The sequence below is a fragment of the Janthinobacterium sp. CG_23.3 genome, from assembly GCF_046115965.1.
GTDB lineage: Bacteria > Pseudomonadota > Gammaproteobacteria > Burkholderiales > Burkholderiaceae_D > Janthinobacterium.
This window is the reverse complement of the sequence record NZ_JBJXIB010000107.1, coordinates 1-20,813: the sequence shown is the minus strand read 5'-3', so window position 1 is coordinate 20,813 and position 20,813 is coordinate 1. Positions and strand designations below refer to the sequence as shown.

At 66.1% G+C, this 20,813-nt stretch carries 14 protein-coding genes; 3 read left to right on the top strand and 11 right to left on the bottom strand.

The annotated features are described in order from the left end of the window. Positions 1–73 precede the first annotated feature (73 nt). The 4 genes from ACFDR9_RS21075 to ACFDR9_RS21060 form a co-directional block, all read right to left on the bottom strand. Positions 74–1,240, bottom strand: a complete 1,167-nt coding sequence (locus ACFDR9_RS21075) for a hypothetical protein (RefSeq protein WP_409032238.1) — start codon at positions 1,238–1,240, stop codon at positions 74–76. Next, on the bottom strand, positions 1,237–3,852 hold the full coding sequence (locus tag ACFDR9_RS21070) for a type VI secretion system Vgr family protein (RefSeq protein ID WP_409032237.1): 2,616 nt from the start codon (positions 3,850–3,852) through the stop codon (positions 1,237–1,239). Before ACFDR9_RS21070 ends, ACFDR9_RS21075 begins: the two co-directional genes overlap by 4 nt. 193 nt (positions 3,853–4,045) lie before the next feature. After that, positions 4,046–4,516, bottom strand: coding sequence for a DUF1854 domain-containing protein (locus ACFDR9_RS21065; RefSeq protein ID WP_409032236.1), 471 nt, complete (start codon positions 4,514–4,516; stop codon positions 4,046–4,048). Positions 4,517–4,518: 2 nt separating this feature from the next. After that, entirely contained in the window at positions 4,519–6,798 is a 2,280-nt protein-coding gene (locus tag ACFDR9_RS21060) for an ABC transporter ATP-binding protein (RefSeq protein WP_409032239.1), read from the bottom strand. A 493-nt stretch (positions 6,799–7,291) separates the two neighbouring features. Between ACFDR9_RS21060 and cphA (ACFDR9_RS21055) the strand changes: the two genes are divergently transcribed. Together cphA (ACFDR9_RS21055) and cphA (ACFDR9_RS21050) are read left to right on the top strand one after the other, a co-directional pair. Continuing rightward, positions 7,292–9,469, top strand: a complete 2,178-nt coding sequence (gene cphA / locus ACFDR9_RS21055) for a cyanophycin synthetase (RefSeq protein ID WP_409032235.1) — start codon at positions 7,292–7,294, stop codon at positions 9,467–9,469. A 139-nt stretch (positions 9,470–9,608) separates the two neighbouring features. Beyond that, entirely contained in the window at positions 9,609–12,137 is a 2,529-nt protein-coding gene (gene cphA, locus ACFDR9_RS21050; RefSeq protein ID WP_409032234.1) for a cyanophycin synthetase, read from the top strand. A 335-nt stretch (positions 12,138–12,472) separates the two neighbouring features. Here the strand turns inward: cphA (ACFDR9_RS21050) and ACFDR9_RS21045 are convergent, their stop codons facing one another. After that, a complete protein-coding gene (locus tag ACFDR9_RS21045) occupies positions 12,473–12,670 on the bottom strand; it encodes a DUF3079 domain-containing protein (protein ID WP_026133448.1) in 198 nt (65 codons plus the stop codon). Positions 12,671–13,091: 421 nt separating this feature from the next. Between ACFDR9_RS21045 and ACFDR9_RS21040 the strand changes: the two genes are divergently transcribed. Beyond that, positions 13,092–14,672, top strand: coding sequence for an isocitrate lyase (locus ACFDR9_RS21040; RefSeq protein ID WP_017879073.1), 1,581 nt, complete (start codon positions 13,092–13,094; stop codon positions 14,670–14,672). Positions 14,673–14,750: 78 nt separating this feature from the next. Here the strand turns inward: ACFDR9_RS21040 and ACFDR9_RS21035 are convergent, their stop codons facing one another. The 6 genes from ACFDR9_RS21035 to ACFDR9_RS21010 form a co-directional block, all read right to left on the bottom strand. Beyond that, positions 14,751–15,713: a DUF4351 domain-containing protein gene (locus ACFDR9_RS21035; RefSeq protein ID WP_409032233.1), complete on the bottom strand. Its 963-nt coding sequence runs from the start codon at positions 15,711–15,713 to the stop codon at positions 14,751–14,753. A 90-nt stretch (positions 15,714–15,803) separates the two neighbouring features. Continuing rightward, on the bottom strand, positions 15,804–16,988 hold the full coding sequence (locus ACFDR9_RS21030) for an ABC transporter permease (protein ID WP_409032232.1): 1,185 nt from the start codon (positions 16,986–16,988) through the stop codon (positions 15,804–15,806). Beyond that, a complete protein-coding gene (locus ACFDR9_RS21025) occupies positions 16,985–17,719 on the bottom strand; it encodes an ATP-binding cassette domain-containing protein (protein ID WP_017879069.1) in 735 nt (244 codons plus the stop codon). The genes ACFDR9_RS21030 and ACFDR9_RS21025 overlap by 4 nt, the downstream gene beginning before the upstream one ends. Positions 17,720–17,729: 10 nt before the next feature. Next, the gene (locus tag ACFDR9_RS21020; protein WP_409032231.1) at positions 17,730–19,172 is read right to left on the bottom strand and encodes an alpha/beta fold hydrolase; all 1,443 of its coding nucleotides are present in this window, start codon (positions 19,170–19,172) and stop codon (positions 17,730–17,732) included. Positions 19,173–19,409: 237 nt separating this feature from the next. Continuing rightward, complete coding sequence (locus ACFDR9_RS21015) at positions 19,410–20,432, bottom strand: FAD:protein FMN transferase (RefSeq protein ID WP_017879067.1); 1,023 nt, start codon at positions 20,430–20,432, stop codon at positions 19,410–19,412. 15 nt (positions 20,433–20,447) lie between these two features. Continuing rightward, a partial coding sequence (locus ACFDR9_RS21010) for a c-type cytochrome (RefSeq protein ID WP_409032230.1) occupies positions 20,448–20,813 on the bottom strand: 366 nt, incomplete at its 5' end.

Below are 20,813 nucleotides of genomic sequence, written 5' to 3'. Positions count from 1 at the left end.
GCCTTGACAGCCCACGACAGCGCCGACCTGCGCGCAGCCGAGCGCATCAACCACGCCTATGCGCATACCGCCCTCAAACCATTGTTGCCGGCCCTCCTGCTCGGAAAAAAGGTGGCGAAGTTACTGCGCGAGGTGCTGCGCCTGATTGCGAAACGGACATACGTCCATAGGGAAAATCTATCCAAAACACGCAAAGCCAGGCCGAAGCCGCACAAGCACATGGCCCAAAAACCATGTTAAAAGGTTGGAAAATCCTTAACTTGGGTGGATTGATGCTGTGGGTGACGATGATCACTTCGTCGCATTTAAAGCCGCGTTCCTGATACCCCTTGACCATGCCGCGAATGCGCTTGGCGATGACCTGGGCCGACTTGCCGTTACTTTGCAGAAAATTGTATCCCATCGCATGAACCGGATACCAGCATGCCGCAATTTTCAGCAGCTCACTGTCGGTGATGACCGGCCCCGCCTTTCCACCGCATGCAACCGGCCCTTGTAGAACCAGTTTGCTGATGTCGTGATGCATCGGACTGACGGCAATATTGTCGAGCATGGGTTTCGCTTGCCAAAACATCGTCGTTGTTCCATCCTTGGCGATGTTGTTGAGTAAGCGCTCTGCTACCGACAACATTTTGCCATAAGCGCCATCAAACAGGACTTCGCTCCAACCGCGCCAGCGCGCGATTTGCGCGGCAGACTCGCGGCGCACATAGGGCTGGCCCGGCGTCCTCATCTGATTATTGCCCAGCAACGGAGGGATAGCGCCGAAACCGTCGGGCACGTTTTGGTGGCGGGCGTCGGCGGCCAGCGTTTCTTTACCCTCGGGATCAAACCGGCCGCGGCTTTCCGTATAGTGGTAATACTCCACCTCGGTCTCGTTTTGATCGAATACAAGTTGCCGCTGTGCCGGCGTGGCGTTTTTGAACCAGCCGCCCAGGCCGGCGTTGGTTACGACTTGGCGCTTCCCGGAGATGGTCACCATGTCGTCCGGGCGCCAGGCGCGGTTGTCCGGCCGCCTCAAGCCATCTTGCCTCGCCTTGCTCATGCGCAGGTTGCTGCCCATCACGCCCGGCAGGAAAATCACCGGTATGACTTTCCCAGGCGGCACCTTGATGTCGTGCCGGACCGTGTCCTCCGTCTTGGTCATGTTGACCGTGTATTCGGCCCAGCCGCCCACGCCCTGGGAAAATTCTCCCGGATGGTTGCCGTGTTGGTTGAGTCCGTCCTTCGCTCCGCTCATGGCAGTTCGCCCTTGTAGCGGATAGTGTAGCTGTCCATACCCGTTCCTTTTTGTAATTCGGTGCTGCCGGCGGCGCCCGTCTTGCCGCTGATCAGGTTGCCGTCCTCGCGCAGCAGTTCGTATTCAACGTGCGGCGCCGGCTTGTTGTCCACCTGTAGCATCCTGACTTCCTGGTCGTAGCGGCTGCCCGGCCTTTCGTTGAAGGATTGCGACACGCTCTTCGGCCCCAGCGTCTCCAGGTTGCCGTGGAAGAGCACCGGCGAGGACGAGAAGAACTGCACCTTCTCGCCGATCTCCAGCATGTGGTTGGCGCCGTGCAGGCGCACGCCCTTCTTGCCGCGGATATCGACCCAGTCCGTCTGGCTGATCAACTCCAGCACCTTGTTGGCGATGACCTCGATGTCGTCGCTCTGGGCCTCGATCGTCACCTTGCCCGCCGCCGCGACGAGCTTCATACCGGCCTTGTGCACGAACAGCCGGAAGGTGCGGCCCACGCTGGCGAAGAAACCGTCGCCCGCCGCGATCGATAGGCTTTTGCCGCTGGTGACGGCGGTGTGCTCGGCGCTGGCAATGTGGGTCGACTGCCCCGTCGTCGTCGCAATGCCGGCCGGGCTGGCTAACACCAGCAGTGGCGCGGCCAGTTCTGGAAAGGCACCCTTGGCGCCCGCCCCGGCGACGGCCTCGTTCTGCGCGTCGATCACTGCGGCGACGTCCGCCTGTTGCCCGGAGGCTTCCTGCGCGCCGCGCTCTTGCGCCGCCTCCGCCAGCGCCTTGTGGCGCGCGCGCGCCTGCCGCAGCCGCTGCACCGTCTCGCCCATGTCCTTGATGTACGACTGCGCGGCCGGGCGCGCCTCGGTGGTGATCAACATGCCCCTGCCGGCGCGGGCGACGCCCCAGGCGTCCGAAGCCAGCTCCCAGCCCTCGCCGCGCGCGTCCATGCGCCCGGCGTTACCCTCGACGCGCGTGACATGCCCGAGCGAAAGCTGGCTGTGCTGGTGGTCGCTCTTGAGCTGGGCCTGGATCTGCCCGTTGCTATCGTCCAATATCAGGTGGTTGCTTCTGCCGCCCGCGGCGTTGCCGCCTGCGGGCGTCAGTTCGCGGCTGCGCAAGCCCATCAAGGCCTGCTGGTCCGGCAGCGCCCACGGCGGCATGTAGCGGGCGTTATGGACCGCGCCGGTGACCAAAGGACGGTCCGGGCAGCCGTCGAGCCACATTACCATCACCTCGGAACCGACGCGCGGAAGCGCCGACGCGCCCAACTGGTTGCCGGCCCAGGAGGTGGCCGCCCGGATCCAGGCTGAACTGGCTTCGTCGTGGCCGCCGACCCGGTCCCAGTGGAACTGGACGCGCACCCTGCCGTACTCGTCCGTGAACAGGCTGCCCTGGCCCTCGGGACCGACCACCGTCGCCGTCTGCGGCGCCAGGATCCTCGTGTCGACGCTGTTGAAATTGCGTCCCGGGCGCCACGGCAGCGCCTTGCGGACGCAGCGCAGGCGGTTGCTGTAGTGCGGCCTTTGCTCGGCATCCTGTAAATAATTGTTGCTCGCGACATGGTGCACGGAAAGGATCAGGAAGGCGTTCTCGCCGCGGTCGGGCTGGTCGCCGAACGGGTACCCGCCGAGGCGGTCAGTCAGGCTGAACCAGCGCCCGGGCTGGACGCGGCGGTTGTTGCCCGAGGCGTCAACATGCTCGCCCGTCGCCTCCCTTTCCTCCATCCGCAGCCGCGCCAGGCGGTCGCCGTCTGCGCGGTTCTTGAAGCCGTAGGCGCCGGCGTACTCGTACGATTCGACGTCGAGCACTGTCCCCTGCGCGGCGATCGTCGGCACGCCCATTTCCAGCGGCACCGGGTTCTTGAAGTTGAAGCCCGTCAGCGCCACGCCGGCCGGCTCAATCCGGCGCCCCGGCGACCACTCGCCGATGGCGTCCTCCTCCCGCGCGCCGGCGTGGCGGTGGAACATGATCGCCGCGTCGCCGTCGATTGGAGCGGCCGCCCTGGAGTCGTCCGAGAGCACCAGCGTGTGGCCCTTTTCATCGTGCTCGTAGTGGTAGTGGATGCCCGCAGCCTCCCAGCGGCGGTGCAGATAGTTGCTGTCGGTCTCGTTGAACTGGCAGGCGTCGGTCATCGGCGCGTCGATGCCACCCACGCTGAACTGCCATACGGCATGCGCCGCGTAGTCGGCGAAGATGCTGGCGCTCTGCTGGTACACGGTCGCGTCATGGAACAAATAGTTATCCGTGCGCAAGGTCAGATACTTGAGCCATGGCCCCAGCTTCGCTTCGTAGAAGGTGATGCCGCCGGCGCGCACGCGCCTGAAGGCGAAGCAATAGCCGGAAAAATAGCGCAGCGTGCCGCCGGCCTGCACCAATTGCACGCTAAACAACTTGCCCTGGATGTCCTTCGGTGCCAGCGCTTCGTTATCCGACAGGATTTCGATGGTGTACTCGAAATCGCGCGACATGCTTTCCAGCGCGTCGAGCTTGTTGACAACAAACTCGCACCGGGGTCCGTCGTTGTGGGGAAAGGACAGGCGCAAAATGCGGTTGTTCTGGCGCGCGCGAACAAGGTCGGTCAAACTGCGCGCCGGGTCGGCTATTCGCTCTTCCGCTTCCATTGTTCCCGCCATTCTTGAAATAGTATACTTAATATAATATCATAGTTTTAAATTTGATAAGTATGTATTTTATGCAACACCAGGACGCCACGAATTGCCGCTCAATTGAACGCCGCGGCGGGTGAAGGCGGAGCCGCAGGTTCAAGCGGAAATCGCCCGGCGACCGCCCCGAATCGGCGGCGCCTTTGCAGTGTTACAGGAAGCGGTCGAGGATCTTGCGGCTGTGCTTGTCGATGCCGAACATGTCGCGCACCAGGAAGTGGATGCCGTGGCTGTCGGCCACCAGCAGCGAGGCGGCGCCGATACGGCGGATGTCTTCCTCGCCCTTGAGCACGAAGTGGGTGTCGCCGCGGTCGGTCTTGACGTGCCAGGTGCACGGCGTGGCGTAGCTGCTGACGCTGCCGATGTGCACAATCTCGGGCATGAATTCGCGCCCGTCCAGCTCGTCCTGCACCAGCGTGCGCAGCGCCGTCGGCAGCTCGCCGAGGTAGTCGATCCAGGCCACCTCGCGGCCGTCGTGCAGCACCATCGAGATGCCGCGCTCGGGCGACTGGATCGGGAACGCGCGCACCGGCACCACGCCCTCGTGCACCAGGCCGTCGGCGGTGGTCAGGGTCAGTTTGCCGAAGCTGTCGCGGCTCAGTTGAAACGTTGTGCTTGCCATTCTCAGTCCTCCTTGTCATCCATGTCGGTGTCGACGTTGCGCGCCTGCGCCTCGTAGAGCCGGAAATACGCGCCCTCGCGCGCCATCAAGTCGTCGTGGCTGCCGATCTCGACCACTTCGCCGCGGTCCAGCACCACCAGGCGGTCGGCCCGGTGCAGCGTCGACAGGCGGTGCGCGATGGCGATCGTGGTGCGGCCCTGCACCAGGTTGTCGAGCGCCTTCTGGATTTCCTTCTCGGTTTCCGAGTCGACCGACGAGGTGGCCTCGTCCATGATCAGGATGCGCGGGTCGATCAACAGCGCGCGGGCGATCGAGATGCGCTGGCGCTCGCCGCCGGACAGGCCCTGGCCGCGCTCGCCGACCATCGAGTCGTAGCCCTGCGGCAGGCGCAGGATGAATTCGTGGGCGTGCGCCGCGCGCGCCGAGGCGATGATGTCCTCGCGGCTGGCGCCCGGCTTGCCGTAGGCGATGTTGTCGGCGATGGTGCCGAAGAACAGGAACGGTTCCTGCAACACCAGGCCGATGTTGCGGCGGTAGTCCGACACCGCCAGCGAGCGGATGTCGACGCCGTCGAGCAGGATCGCGCCCTCGGAGACGTCGTAGAAGCGGCAGATCAGGTTGACCAGCGTGCTCTTGCCCGAGCCGCTGTGGCCGACCAGGCCGATCATCTCGCCCGGCTTGATGTTCAGCGTGATGCCGCGGTTGACGGCCCGGTTGCCGTAGCGGAAACCGACTTCGCGCAGGTCGATGCGGCCCTCGATCCGCTCCAGTTTGACCGGGTTGAGCGGCTCCGGCACGCTGGAGACGTGGTCGAGGATGTCGAAGATGCGCTTGGCCGCCGAGGCCGATTTTTGCGTCACCGAGACGATCCGGCTCATCGAGTCGAGGCGGCCGTAGAAGCGGCTGCTGTAGGCGATGAAGGCGGTCAGCACGCCGACGGTGATTTCACCGGTCGACACTTGCCAGATGCCGAAGCACCAGATCACCAGCAGGCCCAGTTCGGTCAGGAAGGACACGGTCGGCGAGAACAGCGACCAGACCTTGTTGAGCTTGTCGTTGACGGCCAGGTTGTGCGCGTTGGCCTCGCGGAAGCGGGCCGCCTCGCGCTGCTCCTGGGCGAAGGCCTTGACCACGCGGATGCCGGGGATGGTGTCGGCCAGCACGTTGGTGACCTCGCCCCAGACCCGGTCGATCTTTTCAAAGCCGGTGCGCAGGCGGTCGCGCACGACGTGGATCATCCAGGCGATGAAGGGCAGCGGCAGCAGCGTCATCACGGCCAGCCACGGGTTCAGGCTCCACAGGATAACGCCGGTCATGATGATCATCAGCACGTCGGAGGCGAAGTCGAGCAGGTGCAGCGACAGGAACACGCAGATGCGGTCGCTGCCGCTGCCGATGCGCGACATCAGGTCGCCGGTGCGCTTGCCGCCGAAGTATTCCAGCGACAGTTTCAACAAATGCTCGTAGGTGGCCGAGCGCAGGTCGGCGCCCATGCGTTCCGACACCAGCGCCAGCACATAGGTCTTCCACCAACCCAGCGCCCAGGCCAGCACGGCCGAGCCGAGCAGGCCCGACATGTACCACACCACCAGCATCGGCTCGATCTTCAGCCCGTTCTGGTAGGGGATCAGGACGTTGTCCATCAGCGGTTTGGTCAGGTACGGCGGAATCATGTGCGCGGCCGTGCTCAGCAGCATCAGCGTGAAGCCCAGCGCCAGCTGGGCGCGATACGGCAGCGCGAAGCGCCACAGCCGCAGCAGCGTCCAGGTCGACGGCGGCGTATACAGCACCTTGGTGCAGATCGGGCATTCGTCCTGGTCCGGCTCCAGCGGCGCCTTGCAGCTCGGGCAGACGTTCTGCTCGGCCGGCTGCACCGGCGCGCCGCTGACGTGGCCCTGCAACTGCTCGCGGAACTGGTCGATCAGGCGCATCGCGTGCAGGTTCTGGCCCAGCGTGAAGCGCCACGCCGCCAGCCGCCCCTGCTCGTCTTGCAATTCGAGGTGGCCGACGCCGGCGTGGTCGTGGTGTTTCAGGCCCAGGCCGGCGCGGTAGGGCCAGTCGTGCCACAGCGTTTCGCCGGGCGCGCGCGCCAGCACGCGCCGCTCGGTGACGACGATGATGCCCTTTGTGAAGCGCAATCGCGCATCCAGGTCAACCTCCACGCTACCTAAAGCGTTCTCCCCGGGTGCGAGCTTTTTTTCGACCTCGGCTTGCCAGTGTTCGGGAACGGATGGCGCCGCGAGGGCGGCGGCGGTGGCGGGTAATAGTTGTTCAGTTGTCATTGTCAAGCGTGTTCCGGCTTTAGGACTAGCCCCTTACGGGCGGGGGATTCTGGGAAAAAATGGGGAAAGGCACACAATGGCCCGATCAATTCCGTCTGTCAATCTGTTGCGGATAACGCTGATAGGGTGCGTATCGGGGCAGAAATTTACGGTATTCTATCGGATGGGGCGCGGGCTGGTGGAAATCGGTTCCGCACGGTAAGCTTCGTTACTTGGGGTTAGCGCCAGCATACAACAGGATGCGTTTTAGGCAAGTCGGGACGACGGGGTGGTGGCAGCCGCCGGTTTTCCCCTATTTTGCTGACATATTGGCATCACTATAGAAAGACCGGCAATACCAGGACAGCATTTTTCGCGGTGCCATCCAGCGAATCGGGATGCGCATTCTGCGGCAGCAGCGAACATGCATGCACACACAAGGCAATTGGAAGAAAGCCTCTAAATAATAATTGGGCGCGGAAAGCGCCAAGCCTGTTATCGAAAAATTATTTACATGACAAACAAGAAAGACATCGCATTCCTCCGCGTGAACCACCTGCGCGGCCCCAACATCTGGACCTACCGCCCGGTGGTGGAGGTATGGCTGGATATTGGCGAATTGGAAGACTTCCCGTCGAACGCCCTGCCCGGCCTGTACCAGCGCCTGGTGGCGTGGCTGCCCGGCCTGATCGAACACCGCTGCGGCGTCGGCCAGCGCGGCGGCTTCCTCGAACGCCTGCGCGAAGGCACCTGGTCCGGCCACATCCTGGAACACGTGGTGCTGGAGTTGCAAAACCTGGCCGGCATGCGCACCGGTTTCGGCAAGACCCGTTCGACGCCGCAGCGCGGCGTCTACAAGATGGCCTTCCGCACGCGCCAGGAGCAGGTCGGGCGCGCCGCGCTGGAAGCCGGCCGCGCGCTGCTGCTGGCGGCCATCGAGGACGGCGCCTTCGACCTCGACGCCGCGCTGGCGCAATTGCGCGAGCTGGTCGACGAGCACTGCCTGGGGCCGAGCACGGCGCATATCGTCGAAGCGGCCACCGAGCGCAAGATCCCCTCGCTGCGCCTGACCGACGGCAACCTGGTGCAATTGGGCCACGGCGCCGCCCAGCGCCGCATCTGGACCGCCGAGACCGACCGCACCAGCGCCATCGCCGAAAGCATCGCCAGCGACAAGGACCTGACCAAGTCGCTGCTCAAGTCCTGCGGCGTGCCGGTGCCCGAGGGCAGCCTGGTGAAAAGCGCCGAGGAGGCGTGGGAAGAGGCGCAGGACATCGGCCTGCCGGTGGTCGTCAAGCCCTACGACGGCAACCACGGCCGCGGCGTGTCGCTGAACCTGTCGACCCGGGCCGACGTCGAGGCGGCCTACCACCTGGCCAGCCGCAAGGGCGACAGCAAGAGCGTGCTGGTGGAACGCTACATCACCGGCGACGAGCACCGCCTGCTGGTGGTCGGCCAACGCGTCGTCGCCGCCGCCAAGGGCGAGTCGCTGTGGGTCACCGGCGACGGCGTGGCCAACGTCATCGCGCTGGTCGACAGCCAGATCAACACCGACCCGCGCCGCGGCACCGGCGAGGACGCGCCGCTGAACGCGCTGGCGCCGGAAAAGGGCGCCGAGATCATCCTCGAACTGGAGCGCCAGGGCTTGAGCGCCTATTCGGTGCCGCTGGCCGGACAGAAGGTGCTGATCCAGCCGAACGGCAACGTCGGCTACGACGTCACCGACCGCGTCCATCCGTCGGTGGCCTACGCCGCCGCGCTGGCCGCGCGCGTGGTCGGCCTCGACATCGCCGGCGTCGACCTGGTCGCCGAGGACATCTCGCGCCCGCTCGACGAGCAGCGCGGCGCCATTATCGAAGTCAACGCCAGCCCCGGCCTGCTGGCCCACCTGAAACCGGCCGAGGGCGCGCCGCGCCCGGTCGGCGCGGCCATCATCGCGCACCTGTTCGGCGCCGCCGACAGCGGGCGCATTCCGCTGGTCGGCGTCACCGGCAGCCGCGGCGCCAGCCTGCTGGCGCGCCTGCTCGGCAGCCTGCTGCAAATGAGCGGCAAGCACACCGGCGTGGTTTGCGCCGACGGCCTCTACCTCGACCAGCGCCGCGTCACCGGCGACGACAGCGTCAACTGGGACGCCGGCCAACGCCTGCTGATCAACCGCTCGGTGCAGGCCGCGGTATTCGAGAGCAACGCGCGCATGATCCTCAGCGAGGGCCTGGCCTACGACAAGTGCGCGGTCGGCATCGTCACCGACATGGCGCCCCAGCCCGAGCTGGCCGAATTCTACATTTGCGACGCCGACGACCTGCGCAAAGTCGTCCGCACCCAGGTCGACGTGATCCTGCCGGACGGCGCGGCGGTGCTCAACGCCGCCGACGCCGCCGTGGTCGACCTGGCCGGCCTGTGCGACGGCGAGGTGCTCTTCTACGGCCTCGACGCGGCGCTGCCGGCCATCGCCGGCCAGCGCGGCGCCGGCCGGCGCGCGGTCTACCTGCGGGACGGCGCGGTCGTGCTGGCCAGCGGCGCCACCGACACCGTGCTGCTGATGCTGGCGACGCTGCCGGCGCCGACCGCGGCCGAGCCGGAAGCCGTGGTCGCCGCCGTCGCCGCGGCCTGGGCGCTGAACATCGCCCCCGAGCTGATCTGCGCCGGCCTGCGCACCTTTGACACCGGAACGAAAAACGCGCGTCGTTAAACCGGCGTCCGGCGTGGCGCCAGCCCGCCGGCGTCGTGAAGCATCGAGCAATAAGAGGTCCGGCGCCCGCGCCGGACGCACGGCGCCGCCGTCGCCCGCCGCGACGGCGGCCCGCACAACAAGATAGGAAGAACGGTTTATGGAAGTATCTCGCATACGCGCGCTGCGCGGCCCCAACCTGTGGAGCCACCACACCTCGGTCGAGGCGATCGTCGCCTGCGGCGTAGAGGAATTGTGCATCGGCGCCATGGCCGGCTTTGAAAGCCGCCTGCGCGCGCGCTTCCCGGCGCTCGACGCGCTGCAGCCGACCGGCCACGACGACGCCATCCCGTTGGCCCACGTGCTGGAACTGGCGGCCCTCGGCCTGCAGGCGCAAGCCGGCTGCCCGGTCACCTTCAGCCGCACCACGCCGACCCTGGAACTGGGCATTTTCCAGGTCGTCGTCGAGTATTCCGAGGAGGCCGTCGGCCGCCTCGCGCTGGAACTGGCGCAGCAACTGTGCCGCGCCGCCGCCGCCGACCTGCCGTTCGACCTGGCCGGCGCGCTGGCGCAGTTGCGCGAGCTCGACGAGGACGTGCGCCTGGGGCCGAGCACCGGCGCCATCGTGCAGGCCGCGGTGGCGCGCAACATCCCGTTCCGCCGCCTGACCGACGGCAGCCTGGTGATGTTCGGCTGGGGCAGCCGCCAGCGCAAGATCCAGGCCGCCGAAATGGACGGCACCGGCGCCATCGCCGAAGCCATCGCCCAGGACAAGGAACTCACCAAGCGCCTGCTGCACGCGGCCGGCGTGCCGGTGCCGCTGGGGCGCGTGGTGGCCGACGCCGACGACGCCTGGGCCGCTGCCTGCGAGATCGGCCTGCCGGTGGTGATCAAGCCGAAGGACGGCAACCAGGGCAAGGGGGTGACGGTCAACGTCACCACCCGCGAGCAATTGACGGCCGGCTACCACGCCGCCTGCGAATTCCGCGACGACATCCTGGTCGAGCGCTACCTGCCGGGCAACGACTTCCGCCTGCTGGTGGTCGGCAACAAGCTGGTGGCCGCGGCGCGGCGCGACCCGCCCCAGGTGGTCGGCGACGGCTTGCATTCGGTGCGCGAACTGGTCGAGCAGGTCAACCTGGACCCGCGCCGCGGCAGCGGCCACGCGACCTCGCTGACCAAGATCCGCTTTGACGACATCGCCCTGGCCAGCCTGGCGAAACAGGGTTACCTGGCCGACTCGGTGCCGCCGGCCGGCCAGCGCGTCATCCTGCGCAACAACGCCAACCTGTCCACCGGCGGCGCCGCCACCGACGTCACCGACGACGTCCACCCGGAAGTGGCGGCGCGCGCCATCGCCGCCGCCCACATGGTCGGCCTCGACATCTGCGGCGTCGACGTGGTCTGCGACAGCGTGCTGCAACCGATCGAAGAGCAGAACGGCGGCATCGTCGAAGTCAACGCCGCGCCCGGCCTGCGCATGCACCTGTCGCCGTCGTTCGGCAAGGGCCGCCCGGTCGGCGAAGCCATCGTCGCGGCCATGTTCGCCGACGGCGAGGACGGCCGCATCCCGGTCGTCGCCGTCACGGGCACCAACGGCAAGACCACCACCGTGCGCCTGATCGCCCACCTGCTCACGGCCGCCGGCCTGCGCACCGGCATGACCAACACCGACGGCGTCTATATCGAAGGAAGGTGCATCGACAGTGGCGACTGCAGCGGCCCGCGCAGCGCGCGCAACGTGCTGCTGCACCCGGACGTCGACGCGGCGGTGTTTGAAACCGCCCGCGGCGGCGTGCTGCGCGAAGGCCTGGCCTTCGACCGCTGCCAGGTCGCTGTGGTCACCAACATCGGCTCGGGCGACCACCTCGGCCTGAACTACATCACCACCGTCGAGGACCTGGCGGTGCTGAAACGGGTGATCGTGCAAAACGTCGCCGCGACCGGCGTCGCCGTGCTCAACGCGGCCGACCCGGCCGTCGTCAAAATGGCCGCCAACTGCCGCGGCAGCGTCACCTTCTTCGCCGCCGACCGCCAGAACCCGGTGATGTCGCTGCACCGCGCCCAGGGCCACCGCGTGCTCTACGTCGAGGGCGGCGACCTGGTCGCGGCCGAAGGCGCCAGCGTGCACAGGTTGGCGCTGGCCGGCGCGCCGATCACGCGCAACGGCGCCATCGGTTTCCAGGTTGAAAACGTCATGGCCTCGGTGGCCGCCGCCTGGGCCGTCGGCGTCGACTGGCAGGCGATCCGCGCCGGCCTGGCCTCGTTCGCCAACGAGAGCGACAACGCGCCGGGCCGCTTCAACGTCTTCGCCTACCGCGGCGCCACCGTCATCGCCGACTACGGCCACAACCCGGACGCCATCCTGGCGCTGGTGAGCGCGGTCGACAGCATGCCGGCCAAGCGCCGCTCGGTGGTCATCAGCGGCGCCGGCGACCGCCGCGACGAGGACATCCGCCAACAGACCGCCATCCTCGGCGCCGCCTTCGACGACGTGCTGCTGTACCAGGACCAGTGCCAGCGCGGGCGCGCCGACGGCGAAGTGGTGGCGCTGCTGCGCCAAGGCCTGGCCGGCGCCAGCCGCACCAGCCATATCGACCAGATCAACGGCGAGTTCGTCGCCATCGACACGGCGCTGGCGCGCCTGGGCGAAGGCGATTTGTGCCTGACGCCGGGCGTGACTGGGTAGGCAGGTCTGCATACCTCCTCGCCGTGCATCTGGTGGGGGTGGAGCGCCATACCCAAAAAAAAAAACCCCCCCCCTTGGGTGTTTTTTTTTTTTTATCGCCGGTACTAGTTCATGACCATATAGATCACGACCAACACCACCGCCGGAACACCCAGAATCCATCCCAAGACATACTTACCCATGATTATCCCCCCTGTTGAATTTTATGCGGTGACTACCTGGCCAGAATGCCGCGACGACGCGGCGCCGTCGGTGCGATAAGGCATAGAACAAGGTATCGCACATAAAAAGATTTCCGATCGGCACGGCCGCGGCGCCTTCCGCGGCGCGCCGCGTCAGGGCTTATCCTTCGGCTCGGCCTTGTCGGCGGCGTCCAGGCCCCAGTCGTTCCAGTCCTCGCCGAACAGCTCAACGGGGTGCTGGGTGCGATCCGAGCCGTTTCCACAACGCATAGCGTCGGCCGCGCAGTATTTGTCACAGCCCCAGCAGATACGCTCGGGGTTCTTGGGATGGATGGGAAATATCTTGGCCATGTCGCTGTGCCTGGGTTGCGGTCTACCCAATTGACTCTAGCCCCGGGCTAGGGGGCGGTCAATCGAATCCGCCCGGCAAATTTGTCCTCGATCAAGTCGTTTGAATAAAATGGGCACGGGCGGGCTCGCGCTGAAAAACAATCCCACATTATGAAAATTCAACTGCGCCGAAAAACGGCGATTTATCCCATTTTTTGAAAATTGATTTCACATACCGAAAAATATTGTGTAAGCCTTTGAAAACGAAAGAATTAATTTCAGTCATATGTCTTATATAAGACTTGGCGCAATCGGAAAAAACGTCTATTATTTATACATGCAGTTTGCCTTTATGCAGCGCCAGTTTTTTCGTAAGAGCGTGAACAGATCCAGACGCTCAATGCGGTTTTATCAATCTTGTTTTACTATCTAGGAGATTCACATGTCACAGTACCAAGACGACATCAAAGCCATTGCCGGTCTGAAAGACAAAGAAGGTAGTGCCTGGAACGCGATCAATCCTGAATCCGCTGCACGCATGCGTACCCAGAACCGCTTCAAAACCGGTCTGGACATCGCCAAGTACACCGCCAAGATCATGCGCGACGACATGGCGAACTACGACGCCGACCCATCCAAATATACCCAGTCGCTGGGTTGCTGGCACGGTTTCATCGGTCAACAGAAGATGATCTCGATTAAGAAGCACTTCAACAGCACCGACCGTCGCTACCTGTACCTGTCCGGCTGGATGATTGCCGCCCTGCGCTCCGAGTTCGGCCCCTTGCCTGACCAGTCGATGCACGAGAAAACCGCCGTTGCCGACCTGATCAGAGAGCTGTACACCTTCCTGCGCCAAGCCGACGCGCGTGAGCTGGGCGGTTTGTTCCGCCAATTGGACGCTGCCGAAGGCGCCGCCAAGCAGGCGATCCAGGACAAGATCGACAAGCACATCACCCACGTCGTGCCGATCATCGCCGATATCGATGCCGGTTTCGGTAACGCCGAAGCGACCTATCTGATGGCCAAGCAACTGATCGAAGCGGGCGCATGCTGCATCCAGATTGAAAACCAGGTTTCCGATGAAAAACAGTGCGGCCACCAAGACGGCAAGGTCACCGTTCCCCACGAAGACTTCCTGGCGAAGATCCGTGCCGTGCGTTACGCCTTCCTGGAACTGGGTATCGACGACGGCGTGATCGTTGCACGTACCGACTCGCTGGGCGCCGGCTTGACCAAGCAGATCGCGGTCACCCGCGAGCCGGGCGATCTGGGCGACCAATACAACTCCTTCCTCGACGTTGAAGAAGTGTCGATCGACTCGATGGGTAACGGCGACGTGGTCATCAAGCGCGACGGCAAACTGCTGCGTCCTAAGCGCCTGCCTAGCAACTTGTTCCAGTTCCGCGCCGGCACGGGCGAAGAGCGTTGCGTACTCGATTGCATCACGTCGCTGCAAAACGGCGCCGACTTGCTGTGGATCGAAACCGAAAAACCACACATCGCCCAGATCGGCGGCATGGTCAGCGCGATTCGCAAAGTCATTCCAAACGCCAAGCTGGTGTACAACAACAGCCCATCGTTCAACTGGACCCTGAACTTCCGCCAGCAGATGTTCGACAGCATGAAGAGCGAAGGCAAGGATGTGTCTTCCTACGATCGCACGGCGCTGATGAGTGTTGAATACGACGAAACCGAACTGGCGATCGCCGCCGATGAAAAAATCCGCACCTTCCAGGCTGACTCAGCCCGTGAAGCCGGCATTTTCCACCACCTGATCACCTTGCCGACCTACCATACCGCTGCATTGTCGACCGACAACCTGGCGAAAGAGTACTTCGGCGACCAAGGCATGTTGGGTTATGTTGCCGGCGTTCAGCGCAAGGAAATCCGCCAGGGTATCGCCTGCGTCAAGCACCAGAACATGTCCGGCTCGGACATCGGCGACGACCACAAGGAATACTTCAGTGGCGAAGCCGCCCTGAAAGCATCGGGTAAAGACAACACGATGAACCAGTTCTAACGGCACGATCCGGTGTGGAAAAAGCTCGCTACGGCGAGCTTTTTTTTGCCCCTGCCTGCGTCCGACGCCGCGCCCTCTTCAGGTATTGAATACCTCGTCCAGCGTTGCGGCGTTGACAAAAGCCTTGGACCAGGCAAGTAATTCGGCCGACGTGCCTTGGGCAAGACGCTGTTGCAGGTGCGCGGGCAGCGCGCCGAAGCGCTCCGCCAACATATTGCTCAACAACAATGCCTGTCCCTCGCGGCAACCTTCCCGCCGTCCCTCCAGCAGACCTTGTTTAAGGCCGCGCTCCAGGCCGATACGCTCAAAGGATGAAATATAAGGCATAGCCCGATCCCTTTCGAATTTCTCGATGCGGCGCCATAACTCGTGCTCCAGTGGTTGAGGCAGGCGCATTAACCAGTCGATCACCACGGTCAGGTCAATGATAATCCTCCTGTCCCGATTTTGCAGAAGGAGCCGTTCAAGTATGAACCACTTCGCGGCGGCGCGGCGGACATCGTCGCCCTTGGTGTCGCGCGTGGCCAAATAGGCAGCCGTTACCAGCGCGAACGGGTTTGGGTCGTCCAGCAACTGTTCGGCGCGTCCGGCGAACTCATCCAGTTTAACAACGGGAAATTGTATTCCCACTGTGCAGCCGAGCAACTGGTAGCCGAAGCTGTCGGGTTTCCAGCCGGCGCTGCCGTCCGCCAGCAGCGCCATGCTGGCGACGGGCCGGCGGTAGCGGTCGAAGATGCGGTAGTTGTAGGTAAACATGCGCTCGGCGAAACGGCTGTCGCGCCGCCCCTGCACCTCCAAATGCACCAGCACCCACTGCGGCGCCCCGCCCTTCAGGGTGACCTCGACCAGTTTGTCGGCCAGGCGTTTCCCCAGTTCGGCGTCGTGCGCAACCTGCGCCAATTCCTGCTCGAGGAAGCGCTGCGGGCACGACCAGTCGATCTCGGCGTGGGCGAGCGGAAAATAAAACGCCACGAAGTCAGGAAAATACCGGGTCACGGCATCCTTCCAAGGCGTGTCGTAGTCGTCGTTCGGCGTGGCCATGAGGCAGTGTAGCGACGCGGCGCCGTCCCGACGCAATTTGGCGCAAACCCGCGCGTGGCGGAACGGCAGCGGCCGCTTGCATCGGGCCCCTCACACCGACAGCACGTAGCGCTCGCTTTTCATGCGCCAGCTGGCGAAGGCGACCGTGAGCAGCGCCACCGCCAGCGCGCTGACAAACGTCAGCGCGAACGGCAAGTAACCCACCTGCTGCCCCTTGGCCAGTTCGCGCAGCAGCGTCAGGTGCGACAGCACCGGCACCAGGTACATCCAGGTGGCCGTGCTCAAGCCCAGCATCGGCACCGCCACCACCGGCACCATCGGTATCAGCGTGACGAAGCTGATCATGCTCTGCGCCTCCTTGAACGATTTCGCGTTCATCGCCAGCGCCACCTCCAGCCCCGCCGCCAGCAGCGACAGCGGAACGCTCGCCAGGCAGAACAGCAGCAGGTCGGACACGCCCAGGTTCCACGACATGCCGATCTCCTCCAGCGGCAGCCAGCGCAGGATCGCGTGCACCAGCACCAGCTCGAGCGTGAAACCGATCACCGACATCGCCGCCGCCGCCAGCCATTTCCCGACCACCAGCTCGAGCGCGCTGGCCGGCTGCGCCAACAGCACTTCGAGCGAGCGCCGCTCACGCTCGCCGGCGGTGCTGTCGACGGCGCTGCTCATGCAAAAGATGAACACCGGCAGGAACAGCCCGCCCAGCAAGGCGCCCAAAAAATTGGCCGAACGCGAGGCGCTGGTGCCGGTGTCGTAGCGCTGCAGCTTGATCGGCACGCCGGTGGTCGGCGAAACGCCGTGCGCCAGCAGGCGCGCGCTGGCGATGCTGGCGCTGTACTCGCGCAGCACCTGCTCGACCTCGTTCTGCTTGGTCTGGTTCTCGGCGGCCGAGTCGTACCACAACTCGATATGCGCCGGCCGCATCGCCTCGTAGTGCTGGCCGAAACGCCGCTCCAGCTTGAGCACGGCCACCACCTTGTGCTGGCGCAGCAACTCGGTGACTTGCTGGTCCGACATCGGCGCGCGCTCGCTGACGGTGACGTTGTTCTGGCGCAGCTGGGCCATCAGCGTGGGCGCCTGCGCGCCGCCGATGACGACCAGCTCGATGCCCTCGCGCTCGGGCGTGCTGGCGCGCTCGATGGTGCGCTTCAGCAGCACGCCGTACAGGGCCGGGTACAGCAGCACGAACAGCAGCAGCAGGACAAGGGTGCGGCGGTCCCGCAGGTTCTCCAGCAACTCCTTCGACAACACCACCATCCACTTCGGCTTCATGCGGCGATCCCCTCGTCGGTGCCGACCAGGCTGACGAAGGCGTCCTCCAGGCTGGCGATGCCGGTTTGCGCGCACAACTGCGCCGGCGAACCCTGCGCCACGCTGCGCCCGCCGGCGATGACGATGACGTCGTCGCACAGGTGGCTGACCTCCTGCATCACGTGGGTAGCCATGATGACGCAGCAGCCGTCCGCGCGCAGCGCCGTCAGCGCGCGCCGTAGCGCGCGCGTGCTCATCACGTCGAGTCCGCGGCTGGGCTCGTCGAGCAGCAGGTGCCGCGGCCGGTGCAGCAGCGTGCGCGCCAGCGCCACCTTGATGCGCTGGCCCTGCGAAAAGCCCTTGGCGCGGCGTTCCAGGATGTCCTCCAGGCCGAGCAGCTGCGCCACCTCGTCGGTGCGGCGCGCCACCGCGGCCTTGTCCATGCCGTTGAGCGCGCCGAAATAGGCCAGATATTCGCGCGTGCTGAGGCGCTCGTACAGGCCGAACTGGTCGGTCAGGAAGCCGATGTTGCGGCGCACCGCCATCGGCTCCACGGCCGGGTCGACGCCGTCGACGCGGATGCTGCCGCGGTCGCGCGCCAGCAGGCCCACCAGCAGGCGCAGCAGCGTGGTCTTGCCGGCGCCGTTCGGCCCCAGCAAGGCGGTGATGTGGCCGTCGCGGGCGCAAAAACTGACGCCGCCGAGCGCGCGCACGGCGCCGAATTGTTTGCATACATCGTCAGCTTCGATCATGTCGGCTTTCTCAAGGTTGCGGTCCGGCGCTGCGCAGCAGGAACGGCGGCGCCGGGATCTCGCCGAGGCACTCGGCGGCCAGCGGCCGCCCGGGTTGGTCGAGGAAGGCGCGCAGCAGGCGCGGCGCGCAGCCCAGTTGCGACACGCCGTGGCCGGCGTTGGCGACCACGAAATGCTGGACATCGCGCATATGGCGTCCGGCGGCCTCGGCGCGGTGCGGCGGCGTCACCGGGTCGAGCGCGCCCGACAGCATCAGCACCGGCGCGGCGATGCGCGCCGGCGCCACATAGGGTTGCGCCGGCACGCGGATCGCCTGGCACAGGCTGGACAGGCGCAGGATCTCGGCGGCGTTCATAAACGAGCCGCGGGTGTCGTCGGCCAGCAGTTGCGGCGTCAGGCGCGGGAAGTCCTCGGCGCAGGTGACCGCCAGGTACAGGCCCAGACCCGGCCCGGCGTCGGTCGAGAAGTCGGTGGCGACGTTGCTGCGGGCGACGAAGGGTTGCCAGCGGCCCTGGTGGGCGCCGTGGATCAGGAACGGCAGGCGGCCGCTGTCGAGCGGCGAATAGAGGATGCCGTGGACGGTGCCGAGGAAGCGCCGGCTGCTCATCGTCACGCGCAGCGGTTCGGCCGTGCGCGGGTTGGTGAGGTCGAGTTCGATGGCGCCGCGGCCGACCCGTTCGAGCAGGCCGGCGAACTCGGCGCGCAGGTTCGGATAGGCCGCCGCGCAGCCGGGGTTGGCGGCGCAGCGCTTGAACAGCCCGTCCAGCGCGGCCTGGCTGTCGCGCCCGCCCGCCGGGATCACTTGCTCCGGCGCGGCCACGCCGTCGAGGATCAAGGCGCGCACGCTGGCGGGAAAGGCGCGCGCGTAGACCTGGCCCAGCCGGGTGCCGTAGGAGCCGCCCCACAGGTTGACCTTGGCGTAACCCAGCGCCAGGCGCACCCGCTCCAGGTCGCGCGCGGCGGCCGCCGTGGTGTAGGCCGCCAGCGGTTGCTTGAGCGCGCGCAGGCAGGCCAGCGCCGCCCGCTCGGCCGCGGCGTCGCCGAGGGCCTCGTCGTCGTCGTCCGGGCTGTCGCATTCGAGCTTGCCGGAGCGGCCGCTGCCGCGTTGGTCGATGAAGACGATGTCGCGCGTGGCGCGGGTCTTGCGGAAGGTCGCGGTCAGCAGCGGCAGCACGTCCGAGCCGGCCTCGCCCGGGCCGCCGGCCAGCACGAACAGCGGGTCGGCGCTGGCCGGGTCGCGCAACGCCGGCGCCAGCGTCACGTGCAAGGCGATCGTGCCGGCGCCCGGGCGCGCGTAGTCGAGCGGCACGGCGACGCTGACGCAGCGCAGCGCCTCCTCCGAACCGGGCAGGTGGCAGCTGCGCCCCTTCTGGGCGGCCGGCACGGCCTGCGCCAACGGAACGGCGCAGGCCAGCGCCAGCAGTATGGCGGGCAAATTAAGACGATATGTCACGACGACTCCTGGTGGATGCGCCGAGATAGTATTGAGCGCTATTCCCGCAGTCAATCTTTTCCCGCGGCTATCTTCGGCTGGCCTGCCTCGATTACTGCACGAGAGCGACGTGCCACCCATGCGCTAGCGCAAACCGAGGCCAAGCCCGCCGGCCTATCGGAACATAAAGTTGCTCGGCGTCGCCTTGATTCTATCCCCAATACGTCCGCCCGGCGCGTCCAATCCGCCGCGGCCGGCTTAAGGCGGCGCGCCCACCATTCTGGCGCGCATCGCCGGCGTCATCGCCACCGCGCCGGTGGCGTCGATCAGCAGCACATGGGTCAGGCCGAGCCGCCGCGCCAGGCTCCGCCAGCGCTTCGGCCCGGCGATGAACAGCGGCTTGGACGGCCCGTCCGAATCGATGCCGGGGTGGGCGCCGCCAGCGGCGATGATGGTGACCGAGGCCACCAGGTCGACGGTGTCGCCGCTGCGCGGGTCGATGATGTGCGGATGGCGCTTGCCGTCGTTCATGAAATAGCGCTGGTAGTCGCCGCTGGTACCGATCGCCTCGTTGTCGCGCAGCTCCAGCCGGGCCACGGCGCCGGCGCCGCGCGGGTCGCGCACGCCGACCCGCCACGGTCGCCGGCCCGGCTGGCCGATCGCCAACACGTTGCCGCCAATGTTGACCAGCGCCGCCCGCACATGCTGCGCGCGCAACAGCGCGGCGGCGCGGTCCAGCGCGTAGCCCTTGGCGTAGCCGCCCAGGTCGAGCATCACCGCCCGGTTGCGGCTGGAAATGCGGTTGCCGTCGTAGCGCAGGTCGCTCATGCGCGGCTTGGCGTCGACCCAGCGGCGGATCGCCGCGGCGGACGGCGCGCTGACGCCAATGTCGCTGCTCTGGAAACCCCACAGCCGGATCAGGCCGCCAATGGCCGGGTTGAACAGATTGTCGGAGCGCGCCGCCAGCCGGCCGGCCGATTGCAGCAGGTCGACCATCTCGGCGTCGCCCTGGTAGCTGTCGCCGCGCGCGATGGCGTCGTTCAGCGCCGTCAGCGCGCTGGGCTGCCAGGCGTGGAATTTGTGGTGCAGCCGGTCGAACTCCTTGAGCACGGCCGCGCCGAGTTGCCCGGCGCGCTCCTCGGTCTCGCCGTAGATCGTCACCTCGACCGCGGTGCCGAACACATGGCCGGGGATGCGCTGGATGGCCGGTTCGGCGGCGCCGGCCGCGAAGCTAGCGCAAGCCAGCAAGACGCACGTCTTGCGCAGGGAAGTGATCAACATGGTGGTTCCGCCGTGTCACCCGTGCGCGGCGCTGACCATATAGTCGACCGCCGCCTTCATTTCATCGTCCTTCAGCACGGCGTTGCCGCCGCGCGGGGGCATCATCTTGAAGCCGTTGAGGGCGCTGTTGTACAGCGTTTCCATGCCCTTGGCGGTGCGCGGCTGCCACGCCGCCACGTCGCCGAACTTGGGCGCGCCCAGCACCCCGGCGCCGTGGCAGGACAGGCAATTGGCGCCGTAAATTTTTTCGCCCTTGGCCAGGACGGCGGCGCTGGCGGCCGGCGCAGGGGGGGGGAGGGGAGGGGGGGGGGGGGGGGGGGTGGGGGGGGGGGGGGGGGGGGGGGGGGGGGGAGTGGGGGGGGGGGGGGAGGCGTGCGCTAC

Bases quoted from the DNA above. Each gene is read 5' to 3' on its own strand.
- ACFDR9_RS21060 (WP_409032239.1), bottom strand. From the start codon at position 6,798: ATGACAACTGAACAACTATTACCCGCCACCGCCGCCGCCCTCGCGGCG.
- ACFDR9_RS21025 (WP_017879069.1), bottom strand. From the start codon at position 17,719: ATGATCGAAGCTGACGATGTATGCAAACAATTCGGCGCCGTGCGCGCG.
- cphA (WP_409032235.1), top strand. From the start codon at position 7,292: ATGACAAACAAGAAAGACATCGCATTCCTCCGCGTGAACCACCTGCGC.
- ACFDR9_RS21040 (WP_017879073.1), top strand. From the start codon at position 13,092: ATGTCACAGTACCAAGACGACATCAAAGCCATTGCCGGTCTGAAAGAC.
- ACFDR9_RS21015 (WP_017879067.1), bottom strand. From the start codon at position 20,432: ATGTTGATCACTTCCCTGCGCAAGACGTGCGTCTTGCTGGCTTGCGCT.
- ACFDR9_RS21030 (WP_409032232.1), bottom strand. From the start codon at position 16,988: ATGAAGCCGAAGTGGATGGTGGTGTTGTCGAAGGAGTTGCTGGAGAAC.
- ACFDR9_RS21035 (WP_409032233.1), bottom strand. From the start codon at position 15,713: ATGGCCACGCCGAACGACGACTACGACACGCCTTGGAAGGATGCCGTG.
- ACFDR9_RS21045 (WP_026133448.1), bottom strand. From the start codon at position 12,670: ATGGCCAAGATATTTCCCATCCATCCCAAGAACCCCGAGCGTATCTGC.
- cphA (WP_409032234.1), top strand. From the start codon at position 9,609: ATGGAAGTATCTCGCATACGCGCGCTGCGCGGCCCCAACCTGTGGAGC.
- ACFDR9_RS21065 (WP_409032236.1), bottom strand. From the start codon at position 4,516: ATGGCAAGCACAACGTTTCAACTGAGCCGCGACAGCTTCGGCAAACTG.
- ACFDR9_RS21070 (WP_409032237.1), bottom strand. From the start codon at position 3,852: ATGGAAGCGGAAGAGCGAATAGCCGACCCGGCGCGCAGTTTGACCGAC.
- ACFDR9_RS21075 (WP_409032238.1), bottom strand. From the start codon at position 1,240: ATGAGCGGAGCGAAGGACGGACTCAACCAACACGGCAACCATCCGGGA.